General features: G+C 49.2%; 13 protein-coding genes. 10 read left to right on the top strand and 3 right to left on the bottom strand.

Annotated features, from left to right (window positions below; all coding sequences use genetic code 11):
• The 9 genes from ACQY6I_RS19710 to ACQY6I_RS19670 form a co-directional block, all read left to right on the top strand.
• Positions 1–1252, top strand: a 1252-nt coding sequence (locus ACQY6I_RS19710; RefSeq protein WP_428243224.1) for a calcium-binding protein, incomplete at its 5' end; no start/stop codon positions are given.
• 56 nt (positions 1253–1308) lie between these two features.
• Positions 1309–2112, top strand: coding sequence for a peptidylprolyl isomerase (locus ACQY6I_RS19705; protein WP_428243223.1), 804 nt, complete (start codon positions 1309–1311; stop codon positions 2110–2112).
• 2 nt (positions 2113–2114) lie between these two features.
• A complete protein-coding gene (locus tag ACQY6I_RS19700; RefSeq protein ID WP_428243222.1) occupies positions 2115–2969 on the top strand; it encodes a peptidyl-prolyl cis-trans isomerase in 855 nt (284 codons plus the stop codon).
• Positions 2970–3113: 144 nt separating this feature from the next.
• On the top strand, positions 3114–9140 hold the full coding sequence (locus ACQY6I_RS19695; protein WP_428243221.1) for a GLUG motif-containing protein: 6027 nt from the start codon (positions 3114–3116) through the stop codon (positions 9138–9140).
• Positions 9141–15683 (top strand): hypothetical protein, encoded by a 6543-nt coding sequence (locus ACQY6I_RS19690; protein WP_428243220.1) that lies wholly within the window; start codon positions 9141–9143, stop codon positions 15681–15683. It abuts the gene before it with no gap.
• A gap of 15 nt (positions 15684–15698) precedes the next feature.
• On the top strand, positions 15699–16832 hold the full coding sequence (locus ACQY6I_RS19685) for a PQQ-binding-like beta-propeller repeat protein (RefSeq protein ID WP_428243219.1): 1134 nt from the start codon (positions 15699–15701) through the stop codon (positions 16830–16832).
• A 2-nt stretch (positions 16833–16834) separates the two neighbouring features.
• On the top strand, positions 16835–17389 hold the full coding sequence (locus tag ACQY6I_RS19680; protein WP_428243218.1) for a hypothetical protein: 555 nt from the start codon (positions 16835–16837) through the stop codon (positions 17387–17389).
• 89 nt (positions 17390–17478) lie between these two features.
• Positions 17479–17751: a hypothetical protein gene (locus ACQY6I_RS19675; RefSeq protein WP_428243217.1), complete on the top strand. Its 273-nt coding sequence runs from the start codon at positions 17479–17481 to the stop codon at positions 17749–17751.
• 175 nt (positions 17752–17926) lie between these two features.
• The gene (locus ACQY6I_RS19670; RefSeq protein WP_428243216.1) at positions 17927–18484 is read left to right on the top strand and encodes a chorismate--pyruvate lyase family protein; all 558 of its coding nucleotides are present in this window, start codon (positions 17927–17929) and stop codon (positions 18482–18484) included.
• 71 nt (positions 18485–18555) lie between these two features.
• Here the strand turns inward: ACQY6I_RS19670 and ACQY6I_RS19665 are convergent, their stop codons facing one another.
• A complete protein-coding gene (locus tag ACQY6I_RS19665; RefSeq protein ID WP_428243215.1) occupies positions 18556–19554 on the bottom strand; it encodes an aldo/keto reductase in 999 nt (332 codons plus the stop codon).
• Positions 19555–19658: 104 nt separating this feature from the next.
• Here ACQY6I_RS19665 and ACQY6I_RS19660 point away from each other — a divergent pair, with 104 nt between their 5' ends.
• On the top strand, positions 19659–20588 hold the full coding sequence (locus ACQY6I_RS19660) for a LysR family transcriptional regulator (protein ID WP_428243214.1): 930 nt from the start codon (positions 19659–19661) through the stop codon (positions 20586–20588).
• A 161-nt stretch (positions 20589–20749) separates the two neighbouring features.
• On the opposite strand, the gene ACQY6I_RS19655 is transcribed toward ACQY6I_RS19660, so the two are convergent.
• Positions 20750–22027 (bottom strand): MSMEG_0569 family flavin-dependent oxidoreductase, encoded by a 1278-nt coding sequence (locus tag ACQY6I_RS19655; RefSeq protein ID WP_428243213.1) that lies wholly within the window; start codon positions 22025–22027, stop codon positions 20750–20752.
• Positions 22028–22091: 64 nt separating this feature from the next.
• Entirely contained in the window at positions 22092–22385 is a 294-nt protein-coding gene (locus ACQY6I_RS19650) for an MSMEG_0570 family nitrogen starvation response protein (protein WP_428243212.1), read from the bottom strand.
• Between the last annotated feature and the right edge of the window lie 88 nt (positions 22386–22473).

The raw sequence follows: 22473 nt of genomic DNA, 5'->3' as shown, positions 1-22473 counted from the left end.
GTCGAATATCATCTTGTTAAAGTCCGGTGATGACCTGATCGTCCAACTGGCAGATAGCGATGATCAGATCACCTTTGTTGATTGGTTTGTGAGTTACCGCTATCAATTGGACAGATTCCAACTGGGTGCTTCGAGTTATACAACAGCTAAGTTTTTAGCCTTATTCGAGATATTGTCAGCAGATGATAATTTGACCGGTAGTAGTGGTAGTGATGAGTTGGATGGGGGGATTGGTAAAGATACTCTGAGCGGCCTTGGCGGAGCGGATTATCTGTATGGTGGTGAAGGTAACGACACGCTGGATGGTGGTGCAGATAATGACGACCTGCATGGCGAAGCGGACGACGATATCCTGATCGGAGGTTTGGGGGATGATCAGCTGTACGGTGGTCCAGGTGATGACCAGTTGTATGGCTATAACACAACCACTGACCTCGACGATTCCAGTGACCGGTATTACTTCAGTGCCGGAGATGGTCAGGACATGATCATGGACTATGGGTATACGGGTAGCGGCAATATCGATCAGATCATATTTGATGCGACGGTAAGTCCGGATGATGTGGAATTGACCCACGATGGTGACGATCTGATTGTGACGTACAACGGTGGTCAGGACAGAATTCGGGTGAAGAACCACTTCTATCACAGTACACATCACTACTATTACATTGAGCAGATCGTGTTCCTGGTGGACGATACGATTTGGGAAACCAGCTACATCAACTCGAAGGCTCTAACCTATGCCGGTACGGACGACAAAGATACCTTCGAGGGCGCAGATTATAGCTTCAGTGATCACCTGTACGGAGGTGCTGGCAACGATACACTGAAGGGGTTGAGTGGTAATGACGACCTGCATGGAGAAGCGGACGACGATATCCTGATCGGAGGTTTGGGGGATGATCAGCTGTACGGTGGTCCAGGTGATGACCAGTTGTACGGCTATAACACAACCACTGACCTCGACGATTCCAGTGACCGGTATTACTTCAGTGCCGGAGATGGTCAGGACATGATCATGGACTATGGGTATACGGGTAGCGGCAATATCGATCAGATCATATTTGATGCGACGGTGAATCCAGAGGATATCTATTACTATCAGGATGGTGATGATATGGTTTTTGCTAGCATGAACGGGGCGGATGCAATACGTGTTACAAACTGGTATCTCAATGCATATTATAGAATTGAAGAGATTGTTTTTTCTGACGGTACCATATGGTCGGGTGAAAATATGGGTCAGTGACCTGGAATTTTTTTTATTGATGGAAACCCAAAAAATTTAAATTGGAGTATTAGCAAATGCGTTTTATCGCAACCATATTAACCATAACCAGTCTCTTATTTGCCTGCTCAGACCCATCTGAGCTGGCCAGGGTGGATAAGACAAAAATTTCCAAAGACCAGTTTGACGCTTATCTGGCCTTTAAACGTATTAAGGCTGATTCAACCGATGAATATAATGATCAGTTGACCAGATATCTTGACCGCAAGGCGCTGGCTGTGGCCGTTGAAAAGACAGGTTTGTTGGACGATACAGCGCTGAATGCTGAGTTTGATGAGTTTAAAACCCAAATGTTGATCAGTCGTTATATGGAGCAGTATCTGGATAAGGCGGTCGATAATGTTGCGATTGAAAATTACTACAATAACAATCAACAGCAGTTTCAGACCCATCAGGTCCATGTTGCGCATATTATGTTTCGTACAAATAAAGGAATGTCTGATAGCGAACGTCAGGCCGTTTTGCAACGCGCGCGTGATATTTATGCCCAGCTATCGAAAGGTGAAGATTTTGCCGTTCTGGCAAAGCAATGGTCAGAAGACCGGTACTCGGGTGAGAAAGGTGGTGACTTAGGCTGGATTAGCCAAGGGAAAATGGATCCGGCTTTTTCAAAGGCAGCTTTTGCGCTCACAGAAAATCAATTTACCGATGTAGTGGAAACCGGGTTTGGATATCACATCATCAAATTGCTGGAAGCACCCAGAACTCAAACATTACCGTTGGGCAGTGTCCGGGGTGATATTCGTTATCAGTTGCGTAATGCAGCCAAACAGGCTGAGATCGAAAAACTGATGAAATCAGTATCGATTAAAAGGAATTAATGATGAACCGTCTGTCCAGAGTTTCTCTGACGCTCTTTTGTGCTGTGATACTGGTGTCCTGCGGAAAGGACAAATCCGAATCTGCTGTAGCTGATGCAGATAAACCTGATGTCTCGTCTGACGTTGTCTGGGTGACCGTGAACGGTTCTCCAATTCACGAATCCGAACTCGACTATGCCAGGCAAAAACTGTTGGGGGATCAGTTTGTGGATGCAAGAGTGGAGGAAAATATCCGTCAGAGTTTAATTTCCTCTCGCGCCATTGCTCAAAAAGCGGAAGCAGAACTGTCTGCAGAAGATCTGGCAAATATTGCCCTGGCAACTCAGGTGTATCGCGAAGAGTTGTTGTTGAAATCTTATTTACAAAGAGTTTCTGTTCCGCGTGCGGTCTCAGAGCAGATGGTTGTAGATTATTACCACCAGCATCCGGAGGCATTTGGTGCCGCCAGTATTTCTGATCTGGAAATATTGAAAGTGCCTTTGGGGCCCGAAATTGATAGCGCTAAAGTCATCACTATTCTGTCGGGTGCCAGGACTCAGGAAAACTGGTCAAACATCGCCGCGCAGCAATCAGGTCAAAAAATAACGTATCAGAAGGCCCGCTCCAATCAACAATTATCTCCACGGCTGTTATCTGCACTTAATACTCTGTCGACGGGCGATACCAGTGATGTCGTCATAGAAGCCAAGCAAGCGTACGTGATAAGAGTGTTAAGCCAGCAGGATATACCGCCGAGACCTCTGTCGGAAGTAAGTCGTGATATTCGTAAACGTCTTGCTGCCGAAGAACTGAAAAAGGCAATTAAGTCGCTTTCTGAAAAAGTGTTGGCAGAAAGCAATATTGTACGAAAGGATTAAGTCGCACTGATTTTCTATGGATAAAGTCAGTTTGATTAACAGTATATCGTTTGAGAAGTAGGTTAAGTCATGGCAAAGCATCTCAGAACAAAGGACGTTTGTAACCGGTGGTTTATTAACCGGTTCAGGAAATTAAACCGGCTGATGCATATGGCTCTGCTGATGGGTGTCACTGGTCCGGCTTTCGCGGATACATCTGCAACAGATATTACGTTTTCTGTGGATTCAGAAGGCAGCAGTGCGATTGAGGTACTTTCGACGAATACTGCCAGAGTCTGGCAAAACGTTGCAGTGTTGACAGATGGTACTGCTGTTGATGTCAAAATGGAACTTGTGGCCACTAACTTCGATGGTGCTGTCGAAGCAGGTGTGTCCGGTGATGATCTGGTTTTGTATCTGAATCGCTCTGCCACTAATTGTAGTAACTGCCAACCTTTATATCGAGCAGATATCAAATACAGTTTCATTCGTCATGATACCGGTGCTGCAGTATCAATGGTTCCTTCTTTGACGATCAAGGATATTAATGGATGGACTGACACCGAAGGATATGAGGCCATATCCACTCCACTGGAAAGTATCGCCCAGGCATCAATTGAATATTACACAGACCTCTCAATTGAGCCTAATCTTGCGGACAAACAGTTGCAGCTGAAAGGACTGGCCGCTCACGACTCAACAGATTCTAAAGCCAGTGTCACGTTTACCTTTACAGAAAGTAGTGCAGTTACCATTAGTTATGTTCGTATTAAGGGTAACGGGAATGATGTCAGCAGTTCTTTTTATATGGATGGAAATATTGCTGATAACTTTTACAGTGCTCCGGTTTTATACGCACGGAATAATGCTGTCGCAGGGGATATCGTTATGCGCCAGTACAACGGTGCTGGTATCCCGATTGCCGGTAGCAATGCTGCTACTGGTGCAACAGTGGCGGCATATCTTGATGGTGTTGAAAGCTGTGTGACGGCTGTTGAGTCGTCTGGTGACTGGCGATGTGATTTATCCACAGTCGAAGCTGGTCAGCACGAGGTGATTGTTTATGCCATTCATCAGGGAACGTCTGGAATAGAGTATGGTTTTGAGGAATACCAGGTTTGGGCAGGAGATCAGGATGGCGACGGTGTGCTGGATACAAATGACGCGTTTCCTTCAGATGCCACGGAAAGTGTAGACAGTGACAATGATGGTATTGGCGATAATGCTGATACTGACGATGATGGCGATGGTTATACAGACTCCGATGAAATTGTTGCTGGAACCGACCCTCTGGATAATCAAAGTATTCCCACGGATACTGACCAGGACAAGGTTTCGGATGCTTCAGATATCGATGACGACAATAATGGTTTGATTGAGATTCAATCGCTTGCAGAGTTGGATGCCATGCGAAACGATCTCGTTGGTAGCAGTCTTTCAGGAATCACTGCAGGTTGCCCCGAAAGTGGTTGTCGTGGTTATGAACTGGTGGCTGATCTGGACTTTGATACCAATGCCGATGGCGTCATGGATGAAAATGATAAGTACTGGAATGATGGTGCCGGATGGATGCCGGTTGGGGGGTTCGATAACAGGTTTACCTCAACCTTTGAAGGTAATGGTCACGAGATCCGTAACTTGTTTGTGAATCGTGGCGATCAGGATCAAGTTGGTCTTTTTGGTTATGTGATGCAAGGGAAGTTGCAAAACATCAGTTTAACTGGCGCATTAACGAATCTGACCGGTAATAAGCATGTGGGTGTTCTGTCTGGATACATTAATCAGACCGAAGTATCGGGCTGTTATGTCTCGGGTGAATTACATGCATTGAGTATGTATACCGGTGGTGTAACGGGCCTTATGAATGGCGGCTCTATGACGAATTGTCATTCTGACGTGACGGTGTATTCAGGTCAGAACTATGTCGGTGGCCTGATAGGATACGCCCTGAATCAAAGTATTGTGACTAATACCTATGCGACAGGAGCGGTTAAAGGGGTTTACTTCGTAGGTGGACTCATTGGTCAGTCTTCCGGTCTGAATTTAACAGCCAGCTACGCTACAGGCTCTGCATATGGTGGCCGTATGGGAGTGGGTGGTTTAATTGGCAGAATCATAGGAGAAACGCATATTACGGCCAGTTTTGCCACCGGTTCGGCAAGCGGCTATGGCGACTATGCGGGTGGTTTGGTTGGATATGCCGTAAGTTTGACCCTGACCGGATCATATGCAACCGGTGCAGTCAGTAGTCATTCGGGATCAAATACGGGGGGTCTGGTGGGATATGCCGAACAGTCAACGTTATCCAATAACTATTGGGCAGTGGATAGCACAGCCATGTCACTTCCCTATGCGACGACTGAAGATATAACCGAAACGGCTAATTCAGGTGTTAATCTTGCAGAATTACAGTGTCCTGTTGATGCGGACAATAACGATTGCGTCAGCGGAGTAACGTTATATGCTGGCTGGAACAATTACGGTTATACCGATAGCGAAGGTGCGTTTGTTCCCTATTGGAATTTTGGTACCCATGTACAGTTGCCGGCATTGTTGCAGGACGGAACAGTTCATCGCGATACCGATGGCGATGGTGTTTGGGATGAAGACGATGCGTTTCCGCAAAATCCTGATGAGTGGGCCGATATGGATGGAGATGGTATTGGTGACCAGGCGGATGCTGACCAAGACGGTGACGGCTTTGATAACGCGTTTGAAGTTGAAAACGGCACAGATCCCCACGATAGCAGTAGTTATCCTGATATCCAATTGCCAGGCATTTCTTTGCTTGAGCTTCCATCTATAACAACATCTGCCTCTGTTGAACTTTCCGGAACGGTTCAAAAAGGCAGCTATGATCTGCTACGGGTAGACGTGAAAAATGTATCATCGAAGGGTGAAGATGTTCTACCAGTGACTGTTAATAGCGATGGTACCTTTGCGCGAATACTGGCTCTGGCAGAAGGTCAGAATCAGATAACCGCAGTGGTTTATGATCAAAACAATAACCAGCGGAGTGTATCTGCCTTAATAACACTCGATAGCATGGCACCATTGGTCACCATATCTGTGCCCAACACTCCCATAAAAACCACAACTCTGGTGCTTAATGGACGCGTAGAGGACACCAGTGGCATTGCCAGTCTGACGATCAATAATGCATTAATCGATGTGACCGATGATGGCGCATTCAGTGCTGATATAAATTTAGCCGAAGGCACCAATCATCTTTCGATTGTGGCGATCGACGTGGCGGGTAACCAGGCACAGTTTGATTATTCGGTTGTGGTTGATAGCCAGGCACCAACGATTAACCTGCAAACACAGAATACTCGAACCCGATCAGAGCAGTTGACCATTGCAGGTAGCGTCGCGGATGCATCTGTTGTCACGGTTACCGTTAATGATCAGGTAGCAGAACTGTCAGGTGACGCATTTACTGCGACAGTCTCTCTGCAACAGGGTGTGCAAAATGTCGTTGTCACTGCAATAGATGCGCTGGGTAATCAGTCCATTGCGATGATTCAGGTGGAACTCGATACAACCGGTCCGGTGATTGGCTGGACACTACCGGCTTCAACCAATACAGCGTTATTGACTGTTTCCGGTTCCGCTCAGGATGCTTCCGGTTCGGTGAGCAAGGTATCGGTTACCAATGTCTCATTGGGCGGAACAGTGTTCACTGCCATGCTGGAAGGCAGCCAGTTTAATGCCCAGATAGTACTGACAGAGGGCAATAATGAATTGATTGTCACTGCGACAGATGACCTTGGCAACCAAAGTAGCGCCACTCAAAATGTCACTTTGGAAAATGCTTCGAGCCTCAGTATCGAATGGTTGTCGCATCAAAGTGGCGCCACGGTGAAAGAAGACAAGGTGGTACTCGAAGGATTGATTCATACCGAACTGGCTGCAGATGTTGTCACTCTGACTATCAACGGCCAGGCTCAAAACTTAAGTGTTTGGAGCGAGGGTGAACTCAGTTTCCGTAGCCAAAGCATCAGTCTGGACAGCGGCGAGAATATCATCACGGTGACTGCGAGTGCCGCTGACGAACAGCTGCAACAGAATTTCGTACTGTATTATCAGGATGGCAATGATGTTCATGTGCCACTGACCATTGATCTGAACCGGCCAGCAGACCACGCGCTGGTATCCGGCGAAAATGTTACCGTTGCTGGCGAATTGTATTCAGAATCCCTTCCTGTTGTCCGGGTCAATGGATATGAAGCCTTGGTGATGGGCAGTGAGCCCACTTACCGTTTCAGTCTGCAATTACCGTTGATAGATGTCTCAAATCTGTTTGACCTTCAGGTAAGTGTTACCAATTCAGCTGGCGAAACCGCGAGCGCAGTGCGTCAGATTGTGGTGGACAATACAGCACCGGAGATTGTGCTGGATGCTCCATTGGCAGATTATCCAGAAATCAATACCGTCATCACCAGTCCTTATCGTTTCAGTGGTAAAGTGTCGGATATGGCCTTGTCCGGTCTGGCGTTGAATGATAATTCCTTATCGCTGTCACCGGTCAATAGCAGCACCTATGCATTTTCGACCTCACTCAATCTGCCAGCAGGCGAAAATACTCATCTGACCTTGGCGGCCACTGATCTGGCAGGTAACCGCGTCAGCCGGACCTGGATCGTTCAGTCTACTCGAAGTGTCAGCCTTAATTGGGTCTTACCCTTGGATAACAGCCAACTGATTACCCAGGGAGAGGTGTTTGAGGTGCAACTGGTATTGCAGGTGGCCGATACATCCAGCGACATCCACTACGAAGCGCAATTGATCGGCAGCCAGGGGAGTGGCGTTCCTGTGGCATTGACGGTTTCGGGTAATACCGTATCGGGGAATATCAGTTTCCCGGCAGATGCCGGTGACTATACCGTCCGGGTCAGAGCGATCAGTTCCAGCCAGAACGAACTGGCGGTCACTGAACGATCCGTGAAAGTGGTTGCGGCAGACGCCCTGGAAGTGGCTTTGCTAAAAACCACGCCGGAGGCCAATGCCGAATTTGTTGCGACCAAAGACCCGATTTCACTGTTCTTCAATCAGAGTATCGATCCTGCCCTGTTGAGTATCAACGTATACGAGACCGCTCACGGCAAAACCTGGCTGAACCAGGATGCACCGGGCGAGGACTTTATCAATGCCAAAGGTCACCAGTTGATAGACGTTGATCGTGAGCATGAGCCCGTCACGGGTGAGCTCAGCGTGCAGTCGGAGCAGCGCATCGTCATTTTTACGCCGGATCAGGAACCCGCATACGGTGCGACTTTATTTGTGGAAGTCAGCTATGACGGTGCCATGCTGAGTCGCTATATCTATCAAACCGAGCCTCTGCCGACGCTGGTATCGGCTGAACTGCGGGATCAGTTTAATCAGCCAGTGAATGGTTTGATCGTGACCCTGAGCAGCGACAGTCAGACCCGGCAGACCGTCTCCCAAAACGGTGCCCTCCTGTTTGGTTTTGCCAGTAAAGAGATGCCATTGCCACAGGGTGATTATTGGCTGCATGTGAATCCCGGCCTGGCGAACACCGCTTATGGTGAAACCAGAGCCAAAGTCACGCTCAGTGAAGGGCGCTTAAATGCCTTGGGGCAGATTCCAGTGCCGCTGTTGAATCAGGAAGTCGGTCAGGTCCTGCTGCAATCGGGCCAGACCAACACCCTGCTCAATGGTGCCGTACAACTCGACCTGAGCCAGGGAGAAGTCATCTTCCCCGATGGTGATAACAGCGGCGCGGCGCATCTGCAATTCAACCTGCCGGCGGGCATCAACACGGCCGTTAACCCCATAGCCGTACCCCAGTGGATGTACTCTTTCCAGCCTCAAAATATCCGCATCCAGGGTGCCGTGAGTCTGCGTATGGAAATGCCGGAACGGCAAAACAGCTACGACTATCTGCCGGAAGACGGCAGTCTGGGATTATTCCTGGGGGTTGATCCAACTCAGAACCTGATCACCCCGCTGGGCCTCGTCAGGCTGGCTGGCCACACGGTTGAGACCGTCGGCAACCCCGGACTACAAAGCCTGGATCATATTGGCGTGGTCTTTCTTGCGCCTGCCTACCAGGACCTTTTACAAGACTATGAACATGGCAACACCAGCCTCCAGGGGGTGCTGGCACAGATACTCAGTCGGGCGCAGTCAGAAGCGCAATCGACCAACGGACAAGAGACGGAGCAGTGAATGATGGAGCAACCAGTTAACAGGGTTTCACGTTTGAAATGGATGAGTCTGATCACACTGACCAGCTTACTGCTGTCACCGATGGCCTGGGCGTTTCTGACCGATGTCTTAAATGCGCCGAATCCGGTGTGGGGATTTATCAATAACAAAAACCTGGTGTATGGCCACGTATACACTCGTGGAGTGTATAAAAACGACAACGGCAACCCGGTCTGGGTGGAATACAACGATGCCGGGGAAGAGGTTGGAGAACTGGGTGAAGTCACGGCGGACAAGGCCGGTTGGTCCATTATGGCCGCGACAACCTATCAGTCGTATATCGCTCAATATCAGAACCTGCTGAATGACTGGACCGGGTCAGACCAGCCAACGCTGCTGAGCCGGACAGACTATGATGCCCAGGTCGGTAGCCTGACCACCGTTGATGGCGCAGCGATGTCCGGTGTCGCCACCGCATTGACTTATCCGACAACCACGCACTCAGTGCTGGTGCTGCCCGAAAGCCTGCTCTATGCGCCCAATACCCGCTATGTATTGGCCGAATTTCCAGTCGATCTGACGCATACCAGCAGCTTGAGTTCAAGCGATCAATCGTTGTTGGTCAATGAGCAAGGGCAAATTCAACAGACGAGCCGCCATCGCATTGGCCTGCGCTCAATCTTTTTTGTCGATACCACCAAAGGCAATGCCGATGATCGTTATTACAGCAGCAAATATTACACCGATGCGCAGAGAGCCCATGACGACTGGAGCAAAGTGACGCTCACGAACCCGGTTAAAGGTCTGGGTATCACGGCTCCAATGGGGTTCCGTGGTGGAGATGTGACCGATAAAGATGGGTTTTTCAACTTTTACGTCATAGGCACACCCTGCCCCACGTTTTACTACGGCTATATGGCGGACCTGGAAGCGCAAATACCCACCCGTCATTTTAATCCGGAGATCAATACGCCCTACTGGCACTACCTCCGCAAACTGTTCAGCTTCAATTGCAATGGCATGGGCACCTGGAACTTCATCCCGGATCCGGCGCCCCCTCAACGGGTGGATTTTCCGATCGATGTCAATATCGTCAGCGGTAGCCTGAAAGTACCTGGCGTGACACTCAGTGACGCCCTGAGTTACGACATGGCCTTACCCGGTACGTTTGAAAACATCACCCAAAACCACTACGACTTCGATCTTGACGGTACGGACGACAGCAGTTATTGCGGGATTCTAAACAGTGACAACCTGTTTGTGACCGGTGACTGCTCTGAGGCCACCGTTCAGGGCGTCTACCTGAGCTCCAGGGGCGGGAACCCACATGCTTCCGGATGTCACGAGGACCTGCAGGCAGATGGCTGTCAGCCCGAGATTACCCGCGTCATCGACCAGCAAAGCGATACGGCCGGGCAGCAGGTCAAAGTGGCGACCATGGACAACGCCGCCTTACAGGACACCGATCTCTACATCATTCGAGAAGCCACCGGTGATTTAGTGATGATGCGCCAGGGCCTCAAAGATTCCGAACGGGCCTATGCCTACGTCCCGGGAGGCAGTGGTGGTGTACAAAGTGCCAGTGCGAGCCTCAAGGCCGGTTACCGGATGCTGATGCGCGGCAGTGAAGACCGCTCCCAGATCAGTGCCTCTTACAACCCGATCAACTACGCCAACTTCAGTGACTGGCAGGCCAAGGGCAACATGGCGCCACAACTGCACAGCAAAGACAGTGATCTGATTCAACCGGGTGAAACGCTGCTGATCTACGCCATTAATCGTCAGACCGGCTATATGGGTTACCAGCGGGTTAACGTAGAACAAATGTCCGGAGGCAGTGGTTACCTGGATACCGTGGTCAATGATATCGAACTGACCGCCCCCAACCTGAAAATCTGGGCCGAACGGAAATACACCATCGAAGCGGGCAACAACCAGGGCGAAACCCCGGAATACCTGATTGGTTACGAAGGCGCGGGTGAAGCCGATGATACCTATATCCAGATCTACACCGACTGGGTGAATCAGGACGGCACCGCGATTCCGGAAGCGCTGGCGGATTATGGGTTTACCGGTCGGGTGGCCTACAGTGCCAGTGCCTATGAACTGCAGGATGCCAGCCAGGTGGGCACCGCCCGGTTCAGCATCCAGCCGGGCACCCATGCCCAGGTGATTCGGCTGCCGGGTGATAACTCAGGTAATCAGCATTTTTACGTCCAGGCCTTTGGAGTGCCGTATGGCGAATACCAAGACTTTGCGCTGGGGAGTCAGAGCCGGGGGTTGGACTCGGATAACCTGAGTGGTGTGGCTGAGAATGCGTATCGTCCCAAGCGTTTTGTGCCGGTGAAAGTTCCTTTATACGATGAAACGAATAGCGAGTTGCAAACGCTTGCTTACAGGCTAATAAAACAGGAACGGAAAAAAAATGATGAATCAACCGAGGATCTTGATAAACCTATTCCGCTATTTGACTGGGTTGCAAGGCCAGAATATCAGTTTTCTGTCTATGGTTTGACGGTAAATTCTATTGATCGTGAGTCAGGGGACGGAACAGAAAATCTTCTGGACTCGGACGAGCCTGCCATTACGTTTAATGATCCATCGTTAGATGTCAGTTACTCAATTTTATTCTCTGGTAACGAATCTCTGACCAGCTATCAGGGTGGACAAGATTTGATTTTGAATATTGCCGGGCAGGAAGTGCTATTGAGCCTGGGCGAAAACAATCAAATTACCGCTGATTTGCCAGAGTATTTACCCTATTTAACGTCGGACGATTATCTCACTGCATCAATATATTTGAACCAGGATTCCCAGAATTTGTTGTGGGAATTCGCGTTTGGTGTTGGGCCTGGTCTGTTTCCAGAACAGGAAGTTATCAGTGTTGATAACAATGAACTGGATCTGACCGCTATCTTACCGGTGGATCTTAGTACTCCAGAAGAAGAGCGTGGAGATATCACTCTGAAATGGGAGGTGGCAGGATCCGGCCATGTTGAAAACCGTTATACAACAGCGAATGATGGTAAGTTCGATAATAAACTGGTCGTAAATACAACCGCGGCAGGAGAAAATGTTTTTGTCACTGTGAGTGTCTACAGTTCAGACAATGCCAATTTTCCTGAAGGTTCAGAAAAACAGTTTGGCCCCTACCAGATCATCGCTGGTCAGCCCAGTAGTATTCAATTAATTCCAGATGATCAATATATCCTCGCCAGTGGCGTTGATACCAGCCATGTAGTGGCTACGGTCAAAGATCAATATGGCAATGATGTGATGGATGGTACGCCGATTAGTTGGTCGGCTGACTATGGTTTCCAGATCCTCAATGATGATCGTTATGTCGTTGGTGGTCAGGCATCAGCAGATGTACTTGCAGATGTCGAACTACTGTCAGGAAACGTGACCGCGACTGTTAATGCGATCAGTGAGTCAAAAGAGTTTCACAAACGGGAACTGACCACCGAATTGCAGGCGTCCAGCGATAATGCTCAACCAGGCGATACCATTACTGTTACTTATACGTTGAGCGAAGCGCCGCAAGAAGCGCTTCCGGTTTTATGGCATGCCACCCGTGGAACACTGGTTGGACCAGAAACGGTCAGCGGGACACAGGTTCAGGCAACATTGGTGGTTGGAAATGATCCGGGTGATGGTCTCATTAGTGCCGCTATCGAAGGTCATCCGGACGTTATCGGATATACGGTTACAGGTACTTCTCCCGACACTGTAGAAGTAGACTTGCCTGCTATTGCATCCGCAGCGGTAGAAACTGATGTGGCAGTGGAAACTCTGACAGGATCCAATAATTATACCCCACCAAATAGCACTGGAATTCACCTAACCGGTGCTCCAGGTTCAACCAAGACCATTCAGCTAGGAGGCCTATATACTCCTAATGGCCGTGCAGTCGTCCAGATGGGACTGGATGATATTTTTAATCATGCTCTAGATGATAGCAGCCTCGAAGATGCCGCATACAATGCGGCAATGGGCACTTATGCGCCTGTTAGTGGCGATATCACTGTTGATTACAACAATGCCTACACTAATCCGGGAGCCAGTTTCCTGTTTTCGGGGGATGCTGATGACACAGTTATCCTGCCGGCGTCTCCCGATATCAACCTGCAGGATCAGCTGGCGTTAAATCTTCGAATTCGCCCCGATGCAGAATCCGGGAGGCATATTACTGAGGATGATGGAACCGAAATCACGCCATTGGTTCGCAAGGGCAGTAACAATGATGCTGCCTATCGAATTGATCTGGAAAAAAGAGTTGATGATGACCTATTCAGAATTCGGGTCACATTAAAGACTGCTACTGCCGAGTATCAGTTATCGTCTGAACCACTGATTCAACCGAAGCAGTGGAACCTGATCGGCATCCAGCTTCAGGATAATGTCCTGACCCTGGGAGTGGGGGCGGCCCGGTTTTATAGCTCGGTATCAGAGCCGTTAATTGCCCAATCAGTCAACAGCCCATTGGTGTTGGGCAATGGGTTTAAGGGGCATATTGATGATGTCCGCTTATTTAATACTGCTCAAAACAATGCAGTGCTGCAATTTGCCGATGGTAGTCAGACTCAGACGTTGACATTTGATGGTAATGGTAAAGCGACTGCAACTATCAAGGCGACAGGTAATACCGTTGCGACTCATCAGCGCGTAGGGTTCAGTGAGTTTTTGGACGGAACCTCAGTTGCATCATCTGGTTATAAAAGGGAGCTTAATGTTGCCAGTCGGGCAATGGGACGACTGTTGCCTTTTTCCATGCGCCAGGCATGGGCTGATGACATCAGTGGTGTGCAACAAATCAACCAATTGGAGCAGGGAGTTGCGGTTGTCAATAACAGTGAGTTTGCCCAAGCCATGGACTTTATCAAGAGTGCTGGCAAAGAAGTGTACGACCTGTTCAAACAAGCAGCGGAGATGCTATTTGATCTGTCCGGCTTCTCTGATGTCTGGACCATCGGTAAAGCAATTTACTTATGGATGGATGATCGTTTTGATGAAGTCGATAAGTTTGACCTGGTGTTCGCAGGGATTGGTCTCACCCTCACGGTTGTGGCAGTGATTACAGCGCCTGCTGGTGGTGGAAGTACTTTGGCGCTTAAAGGTTCACTTAGGGGATTGAAAGCGCTACTGAAAGAATGCGTCAGTGACCCGGTTATGTTGCTAAAAGCCGGTGGTACAGCGGTTAACTGGACATTTAAATTATTGAAAGACTTTTTCAGCGGTCCGGCAGGGCGGGAAAAAGCACTGGCATCTCTGGTTGATTTGAAAGATCTGTTGACGGATATGTTCAGTACTGGCGGAAAAACACTGCTAACGTTGTTTACCAAAGTGGTCCGCGCTCCTGCGCAGTTTAAGGCGATGCTGAAGCTGCGTAAGATCTCTAAACTGGCAGGGGTCTGTAGTATCGCTGCCGGCCCGGTACAAACGCCATCACCCGGGATGTTGGCCTGGGCCCGGGTAACAGGATTGTCGCTGGTCCTCACGGTACAGCCTGCATATGCAGCGAACTATTTGTGTGGAGAGGACCTAACCAAGACTTTACTGGACGTTTTTGGTGACAAAGGTGAGCAGTTTACAACCGTTGTTAACAGTCTGGAGAGTTTGAGTAGTGTCGGTAAACTATCAATTTCGGCGAATACTATTCGGAAGATGGCTGACCTGGCGGATGCCGGGTATCTACAAAACCTCGAAAGCTGGTTGAAGGCGGTCGAAGAGGGCAAAGTGGCTACCTATTTTGGCGAGACCACTAACATGGCCCGTCTGGCCGAAACAGCTGTCGATAACAGTACGGGTGCATTGCTGGATATCTCTCGCTGGGACTATCTGGTTGATCGTATGCATTCGCTGCTGCAATATGAGGATAGGGTTGGTGCAGACGAAGTTCGAGCTTTTATGAGCAACCTTAATCCACAGGGAGAAGGCCTGAAGATCAGTATTTTGCAGCTTAAGCGAGTAGTGGGTGAGGCTAATGGACTGGAAAGTGTTTTGCAGGATGCCGAATACCTGCAAGGCACCCTGACCCTGACCCATGTTAACCCGAGGTTGAACGATCCTTATATCGCAACGCGCAAGGGCAAAGAAGGTGTTGATAATACTTTCGATTGGATTACTCCGGATGGCACCGTTCGGCCTCTTAACGTTGAGAGTAAGAACTTTTCTGGTAGTGCATATCGGACCAATAAAGCAGCATCGTTGAAATCATTGGACAAACAGTTCATGAAACACCTTCAGGAAGAGGTGATAAATCGAATCAATAGTATTGATGATGGTGTTGTGACGTGGAAGGGTGAGATTAACGCAGATATGCCAAGGCTAGATTATCGCCTGTCCGGCGGATTCTGGGATCAGGCGGATACAACCGCCGTGGATATCCGGGAGCGGTTTAAGAAAATTTTTGTGAGTGGAGAGTTTGATGGTAAGGAGTTTACAGGCTCGGAAAAAATAAAGACTTGGTTGGAAGATATGACAGAAGAACAAATTGATGCCGTTTTGGATGACCTACTTAAGATCAACATTTTACAAGAGCAAGTACCCCCATTTACCAGTTAAAGAAGGTTTGAAAGAATGTTGAATGATCAAGATAAAGTTGCCTGTTGGCATTGGGGTAATTATAGCCGTACATCAGGAATACCGTCTAAGAAATATAAGTATGACTTTCAGGGAGATTATCAGGATAAATTCAATCACTTCTTCCATATAGTGGCTCCTTATAAGCAATCAATTATTGCTACGGCATTCAAATCAGGTGTTTTTGTTTTTGATCGTGAGAGCGGGAGGATTACAAGAACTAAAAAACTTGATAGGTACTTAAGTCGATCGGGGGATTTACGTCATAATGGTCACCACCTCTTCGCTGACCCCTATATTCTGGATATGGAAACTCTTGAAATCGCTTATGACCCATGGTCAGAATTTGACAAAACTGGCATAGAACCGGGTATGGGTCATGGTTTTATTACCGATACTCATGTGGTGCGGGAGCTGAATGTTAAAACCCATCCAGGTATCTGGTGGGTATTTGATCTGACGACCTGGCAAGGTGAAATCCGGGAAACAGACTGTTGTTACCCTCACAGTATGTTTCATCGCCCGGATCAGATTGTGTGTAAGCAGGGTGATAAAGTACAAGTTCGTAATCTGGCAGATATGTCTTTGGTGAGTGAAACAGAGATGCCAGGATTTAGGAAAGCTATATCTACGATTAGCGGGATAGAGGTTGTTAGCGAAAAAGATTTTTATTTTTTACATGATCAAACATTACAACAACTTGGATATATAGGGATAAAAAAACCTGTCGAAGGTAACTATTTTGGTACATATCGGGACTTATTTTCACCAATGACGGTAGGGGCAAATCTACGTGGAGATATGGCTGCCTATGATTGGAAACATGAAAAGCTGCTCTGGCAAAAAACTTTCAAATCAGTTGACAGACAGTATATTGCGGGAGACTTAGTGTTCGTCTGTATCAATCGCAACCAACTTGTAGCCCTAGACAAATGGACCGGAGAACAAATCTGGCAAGCCGATGAACCCTATGAACCAATGACTATTCACTTTTACGACCATCATGTTTACTTCATGGATATGGGTGGAAATTTACGCTGCTACGAGTGGGAAGAAGAGTATATCTCTCCAAACAGGCCGATTAATCCGGAAGAGGCTTGGATTTGTCCGGAACGGATGGGAGTTAAATGATTATGGATAAGCAAAAAATTATCGATATCAGTACCGAGGTGTTAAGCATACTCAAAAAATATCAGTTAATTGAAACGTTACCTACAGAGACGGAAATCGCTGAAATTGTAAATCATTGGCAAAATTACGATTTTATACATCCATTAGAGATATTAACGACTCAATCTTTATCGCCATTTTTTTTAGTCGAATTTGATGATTGCAACATTTATCAGGACGAGGGGTTTTACCGAGAACACCTAACAAACCTTGCATATGCTTCACGAGGAAAAATCAATATTTCGGATATTGTTGAAACTTGGAGCGGATTGGACGTAAAGATTTCATTTCGGGTCAATGGGTGCTTTAGAGAAATAGAGTTTTCTGTAGACGAAAGGCTTGATTTTGTTCCAGCGGCTTTTTTTGAAGAACAAAAAAAAATAGCATTGACAGAAACAGGTGGTTGGGTGTTTGTCGCAGGACATTACGATGAAATAGGAACTCACCTATATCATGTTCCCATTGCTGTTGCTAATGAACTTTCAGATTTGAAGAGTAAATACACAAAAAAGCCCTAAAGCCCGATCCAAAGGAAAAGGGCAAGTTCACCACCCCGCAGCTGGTTTTTGCAGCTTTTCTGGGGACATTAACGGCTTGTTTTTGGGGCATGGCAGTTAATGCGGAACAGCGACGTTGGAAAGTTCTGTGGTATGGCGTTGGCGCAGCCGTTGGTTGGGGTGTCGCGTATCTGGCGGTGATATTGCCATCTGGTCACTATGATAAGCTTTGGCCATTGGGGTTTGCTTTAGTCGCAGCGGTGATGACGCGTTTTATGCCGAAATCTTCTGCTCCAAAGCCTGGGGTTTTCCGCTATCTGTGGTTGATCGCTTCTGCATTGATCTGGGTTTTGATCGGACTGATGTTGTTTCTCCCCAAATAATTAGCTCGATATCCGTCATGACTGGGTTTGAAATGTGTGGTCGGGGTGGGTGCTCTGACAGCAGGTCAGGAAAAACCCTTCCAACCGGTTATTGAAGATAATCCCCCTCTGTATTCATCACTCATCTATGCGTAAGCTATCGCGTCTTGTTATCTGACTAAAGGATATATTCGTTTTGGAAACCACACTCGGATTGGTCCGGCGGCCGGAGGGCTGTTTTCTAGGGGATATCAATCTGCATCAGGTTGGTTTGATTCCGCGTATTCTGCTGACGACTAATGGCACGTTGACGCATATTCTGGAGTCCTGTTTTCTGGAGTTGATTCAGGTGCATAAGGTTATGCAGGGCACGGAGTTGATGCCGTTCAATGAGTCTTATCTGCAGGTCCCTGAGCCGGAAAAACTGTTGGTTCGCAGGATTCTGTTGCGGGGGGAGGAGAGCCGGCGTCATTATATTTATGCTGAGTCATTTGTGTTTTGTGGTCGTGTCGGTGAGCCGGTTCGGCAGCAGTTGACTCACACGGATACGCCCATTGGCAAGGTGTTGAACCAGCACGGTGTCGAGTCGTTTAAGCGCTTTGTCGATTATCGCTGTGAGCCGGCGGGTGATCTGGCGGGATATTTCGGTATGCAGGCAACGGATTCGTTGTTCAGTCGTACTTTTCTGGTATTCAGTGAACATCGCCCGATAATGGTGATTACGGAAAAAATTCCCCCTTTGGAACCATGTTGATCCAAACTTTTCTGGTGGCATTGTTGGGGGGGTGATACATCCCTGTATCAGCGAGTGTCCTCAGGCAGTCATCACTTTGAAACCTGTGGCAGCATGGTCATGATTTCTTCGGCATAGCGTAGCCCGGCTACCTGATCCACCGGAAAGATCTGCTCTATGGCCTGGCATTCCTGCGGGCTGAGAACCACGTCGACGGCGTTGATATTGTCGGCCAGGTAGCTGCGTCGTTTGGTGCCGAACAGGGGGATCAGGTGAGGGTCTCTGGTCAACAGCCAGGCCAGTGCCAGTTGGGATGGTGTAATGCCTTTGTCGGTGGCCATGGCTTTGATGGCATCCACCAGTTGCAGGTTTTTGGCGAAGTTGTCGCCCTGGAAGCGGGGGTTAAAACGCCGAAAGTCATTGGCGTCCAGATCATCAATGGTGCGAATGTGGCCGCTTAAAAAGCCGCGCCCCAGAGGGCTGTAAGCGACAAAACCGACACCGAGTTCGCGGCAGGTATCCAGCACGTTGTACTCCGGATCACGGGTCCAGAGCGAGTATTCGCTTTGCACGGCAGTGATTGGGTGGACTGCCTGAGCCCGACGCAGGCGCTCAGCATCTACCTCGCTCAGGCCGAGGTAACGTACTTTCCCGGCTTTGACCAGTTCGGCCATGGCGGCCACCGTCTCTTCAATGGGGGTATCGGGATCCATCCGGTGTTGATAATAGAGGTCGATATAATCGGTACCGAGTCGTTTCAGGCTGTCCTCTACGGCGCGTTTGACGTAATCCGGCTGGCCGTTGACGCCGCGTTTATGGGGATCGGTCGGGTCACGGACGATGCCAAACTTGGTGGCCAGAAATATTTTGTCCCGGCGTCCTGCCAGGGCTTTGCTCAGCAATAGCTCGTTGCTGTAGGGGCCGTACATATCAGCGGTATCCCAAAAGTTCACCCCGTGTTCGAGTGCCATATCGAGAGTGGCCAAAGATTCCGCCTCATCCGTGGTGCCATAGAATTCGCTCATGCCCATACAGCCCAGTGCCAGGGCGGATACCACAGGACCCTGCTGGCCCAGTTGGCGTTGTTTCATTGGAGTTTCCTCATATGTAAATGGTGGAGGCAGTTTCTATGTTTTTACTTTGTGAATAAATATGCTTATAACAGCTTCAGTATTTGCAAATTGCGAACAATAAGATGGATAGATTACAAACCCTCGCCATATTTCAGAGAGTCTGTGAAGCTCATAGTTTTACCCGTGCAGCAGTCAGCCTGAACCTGCCGCGTTCCACGGTGACGCAAGCAGTACAGCGTCTGGAGCAACAATTGGGCGTACCGCTGTTGCTGCGCACCACCCGCCAGGTCAGGGTGACCTCTGAAGGGGAGGCCATACTGGAAAAGGCGAGGCATCTCTTGAGCGACTGGGAAGAGTTATCCACATTATTTTCACAGGAAACCCAGCCGACAGGGATGATCCGGGTGAATATGGCATCCCGGTTTGCACGGTTGTTGGTCATCCCGAAATTGCCGGAGTTTTATCGGCGTTTTCCGGGAATCGAATTGAATATCGGCGTGTCTGATATTCGGGTCGATATGATAGAGCAGGGGGTGGATCTGCTGATTCGCGCCGGAACCTTACAAGACAGTGGCCTGATCGCCAGACCCTTACCGGCACTGCCCAATATGACGCTGGCCAGTCCGGACTATCTGGCGCGCTTTGGTGTGCCTGATTGTCTGGAAGCGTTGCAGGGGCACCAAATGGTGGGCTATGTGCTGCCTTCGTCCGGACGTGTGGAAGCATTGGAGTTTCAGGAGCGCGATGGATACCGTGAACTGGTGTTGCCGCACCCGTTTACCACCAACAGTACCGATGCCTATATTACTGCGGGACTCGCGGGCCTGGGGTTGGTTCAGGTTCCTGTATATGGTGTTATCGACGATCTCAAACACGGTCGTCTGATTGAAGTATTGAACCAGAATCCACCGGCATCCATGGCCGTGTCGATGTTGTATCCGGCCAAGCGACGTTCCAGCCGGCATTTGCGGGTGTTTATGGATTGGTTGAGTGAGGTCATTACAGAGCAGTTAACAACCTCTCAACCGGGAGATGCCGGGCATATTGGCTGAAAACCGATATATGCACAGGCATCGGATATGGCATGCCCGTGCGGTCCCAACCAATCTGATGTCGTCAGGCACTGTTGGTGTGGGCGTGGGGTGTTTACTTTGACGGTAAGGTGATTCGTCCAGGATAAGTCCTAAGCCGCTGCCCGACGACCGACCGGTATTCAGGCGCTGGCAACTGCCTCAATTGATTGGGTCGGGCAAGTCGCATGATAGCGCTTCATCGCTTCACACAGGTATTCAGCATCCTGTTTGACACCGCCAAAGCGTCCTGAGCCCCAGGTATGCAGCCATGGCAGGCCAATGAAGTACAGGCCAGGCTGGTTGGTAACGCCGCGATCGTGCCTGGGATGACCCTGACCGTTAAATACCGGCGCGTCGAGCCAGCTGAAGTCCGGGCGGAAACCGATGCACCACAAAATAGTGGTAATACCAGACTCAGCCAGATTCAGAGAGGTACGTTCTTCCGTCACTTGCCATACCGGTTCGTAGCGGGACGGTCCTTCGGCAGTTTCAATACCCTGTTCTTCAATCCATGCATCGATACGGGCGTTGATGCTGTTGTAGGTATCGTCAGCTTTTTGCAGGTTGGCGTTGAGGTTGGGTTTGAAGATCAGGTTCTCGCCATCGAAGTCAGTCATCGGACCATACAGTTCCATACCTTCAGTCGCGAATTTGCGCAGGTCGATATCACGACCACCATCCCGGCCAGTGACATAGTGGTTGGTTTTTGCGGCGACATTATTGCCCAGAGGATGCTGTTTGACAGATATTTCGTAATAGCCCATGTCGTGCAGCCATTCGACCACATCCTTGCCGCGGTAAAAACGTGCTACACGGGGAGCGTCACCAGTTGCCAGATATACCTTGCGGCCTTCCAGGTGTAGATCTTCGGCAATCTGGGCACCGGATTGACCGGAACCGACTACCAGGACGGCACCTTCCGGCAGCTGGGCGGCATTCTTGTATTGAGCGGAGTGGATCTGATGCACAGAATCAGGAATGCGCTCGGCCATACGGGGAATGACTGGCTGGTGGTAGCCACCGGACGATACCACGACCTGACTGGCAGTGTAGTCACCGTCTGTCGTCCTGATGTGGTACAGATTATTGTCGTCAGACTCGACCATTTTCACCGTGACACCTTCCCGAACCGGAGCGTTCAGTTTGGCCGCGAAGCGCTCCAGCCATTCGACGGTTTGTTTGCCGGTCATAAAGCCTTTGGGGTCGTCACCGTCATACGGCAAGCCTGGCAGGTCGCATTGCCAGTTCGGTGTGACCAGCGTGAATGAGTCCCAGCGTTCATGCTTCCAGCCATGAAAGATGGTGTTTTTCTCGAATACCAGATGGCTGAGGTTGGCTTGTTGCAGAAAATAGCTCATGGCCAGGCCGGACTGGCCGCCGCCCACGATGATGACGTCGTAATGATTGCTGTTGGTCATAGTCGTTCTCTCTCCGTAATTTGTATATCTGTGCCTACTGTGTGGTCGTTGAATGTGAGTTGGATTATTTGGCCAGCTCACGCATCGACAGAATCGTGATGAGTTGGTTGTGATCGTTAAAGTCGCTGGCGCGGTGTTTAAGTTGGCTTAACTGATCCGAAGCACTGGAACAGTAGTAGCCATAACTGGCTTTGACCCGTTCACTGGCGGAGGACAGAGCGCTTTCCGCTTTCTGCATGAATTCGCTCAATGGCATGGTGTCGCCGGCTTTGAAAGTTTGATAAATCACGGTCGAGGGGGAGTAGCATTGCTCTTCCTTACCATCGGGCCAGCGGAGATAAAAGTTAACTGCGGGCATAGGGCCTCCCTGACGGTCTTTGCCGCCATTAAAGTTTTCAGGTTAGTGGGCTTGGAAAACGGCCGTCATCTCTGTGCCGGCCGGCTTA

Source organism: Gynuella sp. (genome assembly GCF_050297175.1).
Taxonomy (GTDB): Bacteria; Pseudomonadota; Gammaproteobacteria; order Pseudomonadales; family Natronospirillaceae; genus Gynuella.
The sequence above is the reverse complement of the archived record's forward strand: the minus strand, read 5'-3'. Positions and strand labels throughout refer to the sequence as shown.

What these genes read in the sequence shown, in the direction of transcription:
- ACQY6I_RS19675 (WP_428243217.1), top strand. Translation starts at nt 17,479, where the DNA reads ATGGCAGTTAATGCGGAACAGCGACGTTGGAAAGTTCTGTGGTATGGC.
- ACQY6I_RS19695 (WP_428243221.1), top strand. Translation starts at nt 3,114, where the DNA reads ATGCATATGGCTCTGCTGATGGGTGTCACTGGTCCGGCTTTCGCGGAT.
- ACQY6I_RS19690 (WP_428243220.1), top strand. Translation starts at nt 9,141, where the DNA reads ATGATGGAGCAACCAGTTAACAGGGTTTCACGTTTGAAATGGATGAGT.
- ACQY6I_RS19660 (WP_428243214.1), top strand. Translation starts at nt 19,659, where the DNA reads ATGGATAGATTACAAACCCTCGCCATATTTCAGAGAGTCTGTGAAGCT.
- ACQY6I_RS19665 (WP_428243215.1), bottom strand. Translation starts at nt 19,554, where the DNA reads ATGAAACAACGCCAACTGGGCCAGCAGGGTCCTGTGGTATCCGCCCTG.
- ACQY6I_RS19650 (WP_428243212.1), bottom strand. Translation starts at nt 22,385, where the DNA reads ATGCCCGCAGTTAACTTTTATCTCCGCTGGCCCGATGGTAAGGAAGAG.
- ACQY6I_RS19685 (WP_428243219.1), top strand. Translation starts at nt 15,699, where the DNA reads ATGTTGAATGATCAAGATAAAGTTGCCTGTTGGCATTGGGGTAATTAT.
- ACQY6I_RS19655 (WP_428243213.1), bottom strand. Translation starts at nt 22,027, where the DNA reads ATGACCAACAGCAATCATTACGACGTCATCATCGTGGGCGGCGGCCAG.
- ACQY6I_RS19680 (WP_428243218.1), top strand. Translation starts at nt 16,835, where the DNA reads ATGGATAAGCAAAAAATTATCGATATCAGTACCGAGGTGTTAAGCATA.
- ACQY6I_RS19705 (WP_428243223.1), top strand. Translation starts at nt 1,309, where the DNA reads ATGCGTTTTATCGCAACCATATTAACCATAACCAGTCTCTTATTTGCC.
- ACQY6I_RS19700 (WP_428243222.1), top strand. Translation starts at nt 2,115, where the DNA reads ATGAACCGTCTGTCCAGAGTTTCTCTGACGCTCTTTTGTGCTGTGATA.